6 protein-coding genes are annotated in these 7198 nt (G+C 66.2%); 2 read left to right on the forward strand and 4 right to left on the reverse strand.

Features of this window, described 5'->3' with window-relative positions:
• Positions 1-117: 117 nt before the first annotated feature.
• The 3 genes from ABT063_RS49215 to ABT063_RS49225 all read right to left on the reverse strand — a co-directional run bounded on the left by ABT063_RS49215 (position 118) and on the right by ABT063_RS49225 (position 4144).
• Positions 118-1803 (reverse strand): FAD-dependent monooxygenase, encoded by a 1686-nt coding sequence (locus ABT063_RS49215; protein WP_351068300.1) that lies wholly within the window; start codon positions 1801-1803, stop codon positions 118-120.
• 265 nt (positions 1804-2068) lie between these two features.
• On the reverse strand, positions 2069-3448 hold the full coding sequence (locus ABT063_RS49220) for an MFS transporter (protein WP_351068303.1): 1380 nt from the start codon (positions 3446-3448) through the stop codon (positions 2069-2071).
• 162 nt (positions 3449-3610) lie between these two features.
• A complete protein-coding gene (locus ABT063_RS49225) occupies positions 3611-4144 on the reverse strand; it encodes a quercetin 2,3-dioxygenase (protein ID WP_351068306.1) in 534 nt (177 codons plus the stop codon).
• Between the two features lie 438 nt (positions 4145-4582).
• Between ABT063_RS49225 and ABT063_RS49230 the strand changes: the two genes are divergently transcribed.
• Both ABT063_RS49230 and ABT063_RS49235 read left to right on the forward strand, forming a co-directional pair.
• On the forward strand, positions 4583-5305 hold the full coding sequence (locus ABT063_RS49230) for a polysaccharide deacetylase family protein (RefSeq protein WP_351068308.1): 723 nt from the start codon (positions 4583-4585) through the stop codon (positions 5303-5305).
• A gap of 65 nt (positions 5306-5370) precedes the next feature.
• Positions 5371-5874 carry a cupin domain-containing protein gene (locus ABT063_RS49235; RefSeq protein ID WP_351068310.1) on the forward strand — a complete coding sequence of 168 codons (504 nt, stop codon included), beginning with the start codon at positions 5371-5373 and terminating at the stop codon, positions 5872-5874.
• Between the two features lie 18 nt (positions 5875-5892).
• Here ABT063_RS49235 and ABT063_RS49240 read toward each other — a convergent pair whose 3' ends face one another.
• Positions 5893-7026, reverse strand: a complete 1134-nt coding sequence (locus tag ABT063_RS49240; protein WP_351068312.1) for an FCD domain-containing protein — start codon at positions 7024-7026, stop codon at positions 5893-5895.
• Positions 7027-7198 lie beyond the last annotated feature (172 nt).

The raw sequence follows: 7198 nt of genomic DNA on the forward strand, positions 1-7198 counted from the left end.
CGACCCGCCATCGACTAGGCAGGGACTGCGAATCGGCTTCCTCGGGGGAAGTCTGAACCCCAGGAGTTGGTGAAATCTCCATTCAAACCGGGCGGCTCCCATGCTCCCGAGCGCCCTTCATGCCTGCGACAGCATGGTCCGCTTATGGCCGCCCACCGCCAGGCAGGCGCCTCGCACCCTGTCGATCAGGCCGTCCGGATCGGCCGGGCTCTCGTCACTCCGCCACGCCACCATCCCGTCGGGCCGGACCAGAACGAAGGCCCGAGCGTAGAGGGCCGCCACCGCGGGATCATCAATCTCCACGATCCTCAAGGGGACCTGTCGCGCACGCGCCGCGACAGCGAGACCGTGGGCGTCGGACGCCCGGCGGCCGAAACAGAGAAGGACCATTTCCTCGCCGAAAAGGTCGAGGGTGGACGCTCCGTCGGGCAACCATGCATGCGGAGCACGGTGGCCCGGGCGGGCGGTCGGGACGTAAGTCGCGAACGCAAAGGGCGGAGCGGCGGTGCCGTCGGGGACACAGATCGGCGAGTTCTCGTACCTGTATCCCAGGGCCCCTCCGACCGCGTTGAACTCACGACCGAACACCTTGAGCAGGAGCTCCCCGAGTTCCTTCCTTGCCGCCACGGCCTCCGGGCTTCTCCCCTTCAGAGGCCTCTCCGCGAACACTGCCATGTGCTCCGACATCGCCTGCCAGTCGCGGTAAACCTCTGCCGCCAGCTCAGCGGTCTGCGCGGAGCTGGTCTTGCGCTCGAACTCATAGGTGTCCAGCAGGTCCGGGTGCCCCCATCCGCTGAGGACGGCGGCCAGCTTCCAGGAGAGGTCGACCGCGTCGAGCACGCCGGTGTTCATCCCGAAGCCGCCGGTCGTGGGCATGCTGTGGGCAGCGTCGCCGACGAGGAAGACGCGCCCGTCACGGAAGCGCTCGCGCACACCGATCCTGTTCGTCCAGGGGAAGACGCCGCTGAGGAACTCGAACCGTACCTCGCGATCGCCACCGAGCCTGCGGACAGCATCCGAGATATCTTCCTTGGTCCCCCCCTGGCGATGGACCATCAGGGTCACCCGGAACATGTCGCTGCCATCGAGCGGCCACAGCGCCACCGACATGCCGCTCCGCTCGATGAGTGTGTAGTGGCCACCGGTCTTCACCGGGTAAGCCTCGGCCAGTTGCGGGCTACGGATCAGGGCTTCCACCGAGTGGCCCAGTTCGTTCCACACCTCTGCGCCTATACCCAGCGCCTTCCGCACGCCGCTGCGGACCCCGTCACAGGCGAGCAGGTAACGAGCCCTGAAGGCGTGGGTGCGCCCGGCCCCGTCCGTCGCCTGGACGGTGACCCCGGAGTCGTCCTGCTCAAGAGAGGTCACCTCCCACCGGAACCGAAAGTCGACCAGGGGCTGCCGCCGCGCCATGCCGGCGAGGATCGGGTTCAGCCATCGCTGGGGGCAGCGTTGATAGGAGGTCGGGCTGTACGCGGCGGGAGGGGCGTCGTCGATCGCAGGCCACGGCAGCCGCAAGATCTCGGGCTCGTACACTCCCGGGCCGTACACCACGTCCAGGGCACGGTCGCGCGGCCAGCCGCAGTTCCGTAGCTCTTCCTCGATACCGAAACGGCGCATGAACTCCATCGTGCGTACGTTGGTCGCCGTGGCCCGCGCATCGGGAACCGAACCGTCCGTCTTTTCGAGCACCAGCGTCCTGATCCCTCGGATGGCCAGGTCGGTCGCAGCGACAGAGCCGGTCGGACCACCACCGACCACGATCACGTCGTAGGGCGAGTCATTCTGTTCAGCGGTCACCATGTGTGCTCCCACATCCTTTGCGGCATCGCAGTCACCATCGGGGGTGAACCGGTCGGTCTCGTCGGCACCTCGATCGAGGAGTACTTGGTCCTGCCGAACTCACGCCGCCAGCAGGCTTTCCGCGCTGCCGCTGCCGCTGCCGCTGCGGCTGCGGCTGCGGCTGCGGCTGCGGCTGCGGCTGCGGCTGCGGCTGCGGCTGCGGCTGACGGGCGCAGTTCGTCCGTCAGCCGCCGCCGTGCGCGGTCAGCGTCGGCACTGGTCAGGGTCAGGCACCGGCGGCAGGTACGTCACCCACGAGGTTGCGGCCGTCGCCCTGGGCGGGCGCCGCACTCGCGGTTTTCTCTTCGGCCTTCACCTGCCATGCCGGCCTCTTGCGCAGCAGCATCAGACAGCCCAGAGCCACGACGTTCGCCGCCGCCATGTACGTCCCGATGAGCCACGACTTCCCGCTCTCGGTGAAGATGGCCGTGGCGATGATGGGTGCGAGCCCACCGCCCACGATGGAACCGAGCTGGTATGCGAGCGAGATGCCGGTGTACCGGATCTTCGGCGGGAAGTTCTCTGTCAGGAGCGCCGGGATGCAGCTGAAGGAGAGGCAGCTGGAGGTGACCACCAGCACGCCCCCGAGGGTGGCGAGCATGAGGTTGCCGGAGTCGAACAGCGGGAACAGGAGCAGTGCCGTGAGTCCCTGCATGACGGCCCCCGTCACGAGCACTGGCCGTAGACCGAAGCGGTCGGCGAGACGGGCGAAGTAGATCACGGCCGGGATGGCGACCACGCCGCACGTCATGGCGATCCACAGCAGCGAGGAACGACTGTAGCCGACGGCACTCGTCCCGTAGGTCAGCGAGTACGTCTGGACTATGTAGGTGGAGATCCCCGGCACACCGGCGACGACCAGGGTCTTGAGCAGCGTGCCGCCGTGCGAGCGCAACACCTCCAGCACGGGCACCGCCTCCGGTTCCTGAGCGACCGACGCCTCGAACAGAGGACTTTCGCTCAGCTTCCGACGGGCCACCAGACCGATCACGATGAGGACCACACTGCTGATGAAGGCGATCCGCCAGCCCCAGACGGTGAAGGCGTCCCCGGTGGCAGCCTCCAGTCCGATCAGGACGAGGTTGGACAGCACCAGTGCGAACGCGGGACCGACGGCCGGCGCGGAGGCGTAGAGAGCTCTCCGGTTCGGCGGCGCGTGCTCGATGGCCATCGAGACGGCACCGCCCCACTCGCCGCCCATGGCCAGGCCCTGGACGATGCGCAGGACCACCAGCAGAGCCGGAGCCCATACCCCGATCTGGGCGTAGGTCGGCACCAGACCCACACAGACGGTCGAGATTCCCATGATCACAAGCGTCACGACGAGCATTCGTTTCCGGCCGATGCGGTCACCGAAGTGACCGGCGATGACGCCTCCGAGTGGACGTGCCACGAATCCCACCGTGAACGTCGCCATGGCCCCGAGCTGCCCCACCACCGGGTCGCCGGTAGGGAAGTACAGCGGACCGAACACCAGAACCGCGCAGAGCGCGTAGACGAAGAAGTCGTACCACTCGAGCGTGGTACCGATGAACGTTGCCAGGACAACTCGACGAGCATCCCGCGCTTTTGTGCGCGCGTCGTCATTGGCGTGCGACAGGGACATGGCTTGTTCCGCTTTCGTGAAGAGGGCGACCCGATGCCCGGGTCAAGAAGGAAGTGCTGCATGGTTGCCCCGACGGGGAAACCATGGACCTGCTGAGGATTTCGTTTTCCGTGGGGCTGAAAATTTGAGGGTTCAGCGCCCTTACTCGGCCGTTTCCGGTTGTCAGCCGGTCTTCTCGGATTCCTGGATGAGGGGGTAGTCGGGCATCCAGACCACGTCGAAGCGCTTCTCTGTTTCACCCAGCTGTTCAGCGGTGGGGGCCCCATGAGGATCGAGATAGTGGAGGGTTCCCTCGAAGCCACCAGGTGCGTAGAACGCGATGAAGCGGGTCTTGGGGGCGGCGAACGCCCACGAGTGGGCCCAGCCAGTCGGCAGCAACCCGAAGTCACCTGGGTGGAGATCGGTGACTATGCGGTTGCCTTTCCTGTCGTCCTGCCAGACGCGGAGAACGCCACTCAGGACGTAGACACCCTCGGTCGTGTCGTGGTGGTAGTGGGGAGGCGTGGGCGGTGCCGTGTCGCCTTCGCAGTACGTCAGGCCCATGTGGCCTTCGGTGTCTTCCTGGCGGGTGAGCAGAGTGCGGAGGCTGCTGCGGACAGCGATGTGCTCACCCTCCCCGGCCCTGAGCACATAGGGAGCTCCATTACCGACTTTGTCGAGCGAAACGTATCCGGCGATACGCGTTCCTTCATCCATCACTGATGACTCCTTGCAATGCTCTAACGGTTTCGTCGGCACGTGGCTTTCCTGCACTGGGACTGCGCAGTAAGCAGAAGTGGTCCCGCCCGAGCAACTCAGGGGTGGCCTGATGCGCCTGGGGGAGGCTGGCGTCGTCGCGCACGAGACGGCGGCCGGGGAGGCCCCCATGGAGAGCCGCCGTGAGGAAGCTATCAATGCATGCGGCCGCATACAATAGTCGCGATAGCTACCACCTTGCATGTACTAGTGCTATCGTTCGCACGCCACTGAGGCGTCATGCGCGGTCACTGACCGGACACCTGCCGGACGTGCGGCAGTGATCTCCCTGAAACGGGCTTCCGGCACCCGATCGCCAGCAAGAGGGCAAGGAGGACCTGCATGTCAGCTGTCTCTACCCGACGGGGCACGCTCTGCCTGACCGTCGACAATCTCGGCATGGCACTCACTGTCGGCCGAGGTTGTGCGGCTCGCCCGGACGCAGACGAGCCCGGACTCCGCCGCGGCGTGCCGGCCTTCCTCAAGCTGTTTGCGGAGCTACGTCTGCGGGCGACCTTCTTCGTCGAGGGGTGGAACGCGTTGCATCACCCCGATGTGATCGAGCGGATCGCCTCGGCGGGACATGAGATCGGACTGCATGGTTGGGTGCACGAACGCTGGGCGGATGACCTTGACGACCGGGCCCGTGAACAGCTGCTGTGGGACGGCACGGCAGCGCTGCGACTTGCGGGCTTCACTCCCGTGGCGTTCCGCGCACCCGGCGGTTACCGCGGCGGCCGCACGCTCGAAGTGCTGAGCGAGCTCGGGTACCGGATCGACAGCAGCATCGACGCCGGCACCGGCATGCCGGGCACCACTCCCGAGATCATGCTGCTGCCGGGCGGACTCGTGGGCGTTCCGTGGACCTGGGACATGATCGACTTCTGGCAGTACGAGATGCGGCCCGACGGCGCCCAGAAGCCCGGCCAGGTGGCCGAAGACTGGCTGGACCTGCTCGAAGCTGCCGCGGAACGCGGCGGGTTGGTCACGCTGATCGTCCATCCGTTCGTGACCGGGGTTGATGCAGAGCGGATGGCGGCGCTCCGTCGCGTACTGGAGCACGCCGTCGAGCACCCACGCATCGACGTTCTTAGCGCGGGGCAGGTGGCTGCACGCACCTGAGACGGCTGTCGGCAAGGGGACGGACAGGCGCCGAACGGCGAAACAATCGTTGAGGAGAGCGAAACGTGGAAGAAGGAAGCCCGGACAACACTCGAAGCGGTGCTGAGCCCCTTGGTGCACAGCGTGACGGTGTCGGCTGGGGGACGGAGGATGGCGTCAGGGACGGAGCTCTCCAGCCGGTGATTCTCCGCGTGTACAGCGACGCCGCAGGTGAGAGCCATTTCGAGGACATCCGGATGCCGGGGGGTCACCGGCGTTCCGATGTGTCGACGTCTGTCGCCTGGTGGTCGGAGAGGATACCGGTGCGCAATGTGATCTGGCGGCGCGTGGAGGAGGAGGCTCCGCCCACGACACCGCACAACGCACCGCGACGCCAACTGATCGTGCCACTCTCCGGCGGAGTCGAGTTGGAAGTCAGCACGGGAGAGCGGCGCACCGTACTGCCCGGACAGATCATTCTCGTGGAGGACACCACGGGGAAGGGGCACGTCACGCGCGCCCTTGATGACTCGACGCGCGTCACTCTGATACTTGAACTCGGTGACGAGGAACTTCTCGGAGATCAGTGACCTTGGGCGACGCGCTCGCTAGGAGTCGAGCGCGACTCGGTCGTCGGCGTACGCCATCGCCTCGTACAGCCGAGAGGGGGTGTAGTCATGGGCTCCCGCTGCCGCTTCGATCAGTTCGGGTTCTCCGCTCGCCACCGCGTCGACGATGCGGGCGTGGACGGCGAGACGCTCGTAGAGGTACTGCCGGAGGTTGTGCGTCGGCACGACGCGTTTCAAGTGCGATGCGATCGCGTCGAGCAGGTTGAGGTAGAGCGTCCGCAGGACGTCGTTCTGGCAGCAGGACGCGATCTGCCGATGCAGTTCCCAGCCGGCTCGGAAGAACTCCTCCGGCTCGTCGATCAGTCGCGACATGCTCAGGACGCGTGCGCGGAGGTCGTTCAGGACGGACGGCCTCGCGTGCCGGGCCGCGTCGAGAAGCAGGGGAAGTTCGAGGGCCTCCCGGGTGGCCGCGATGTCGCGCAGGGACGTCGATTCGGACGTGACCGCAAGCACGGTTTCCCCGAACGGCAGGAACTGCTCAAGGTTTTCGGCGGCCGTTTCCTCGGCTTCCTCGGCTCCCGGCTCGTCGAGCACCTTACGCATCAGGGTGGTCAACGCGGCAGCCTCCTCGTCGGTGAGACGCATGCCGAAGTGCTTCTGGACGGAGGAGTGGTGAACCGACAACACCCTGAAGTAGACGTCCTGTCCATGCTCGGTCAGTACGACGTCCAAGTTCCTTCGATCGCGCTCCGAAGCACGGCGCTCGACCAGCCCTTCCTCCTCCATCCTCTTGGCCAGCCTGCTGACGCCGCTCTGACTGAACCGCGAGCGTCGCAGCAGTTCGTTCTGGGGAAGGGTGCCGCCGGCCTCTGTCAGCCTGGTGATCACGGAGTACCACTCCAGCGGGATCCCAGCGGTCTCTTCGAGATCACGGGACAGACTACGCACGACCTGGGCGCTGGCGTCCCGGACCACCTCCCACGCCCTCAGCCGTGCACTGTCCAGATCACGTCCTGCGCTGCCCTTCCCCGTAAACATATGCGGCAGCATACACCTCGGGCCCGCAAGAGCATCGCCCCCCGAGATGGATGCTTGCAAACTCATACACTCCATGGTTCCGGTCAGCTTCGGGCAGCCGCTCAGGAGGCCGGCGCAGTCGGAACCGGCGATCACGGCGCCGGTGCCATGGCGCGCTCCAGCAGATGCCCGAGCCGTCGCCATAGCGCTCGACGCTTCCCTTCGTGCCAGGGCTAGTACTGCAACGGTGCTTGCCGTGACTGGTGGCCAGGTTGGTCGTTGGTGTGCTTGTGGGTGGGGACCTTGCTGATGTCAGGTTGTGGGCGAG

Origin of the sequence: Streptomyces sp. NPDC002838 (assembly GCF_040295365.1) — a bacterium.
GTDB lineage: Bacteria > Actinomycetota > Actinomycetes > Streptomycetales > Streptomycetaceae > Streptomyces.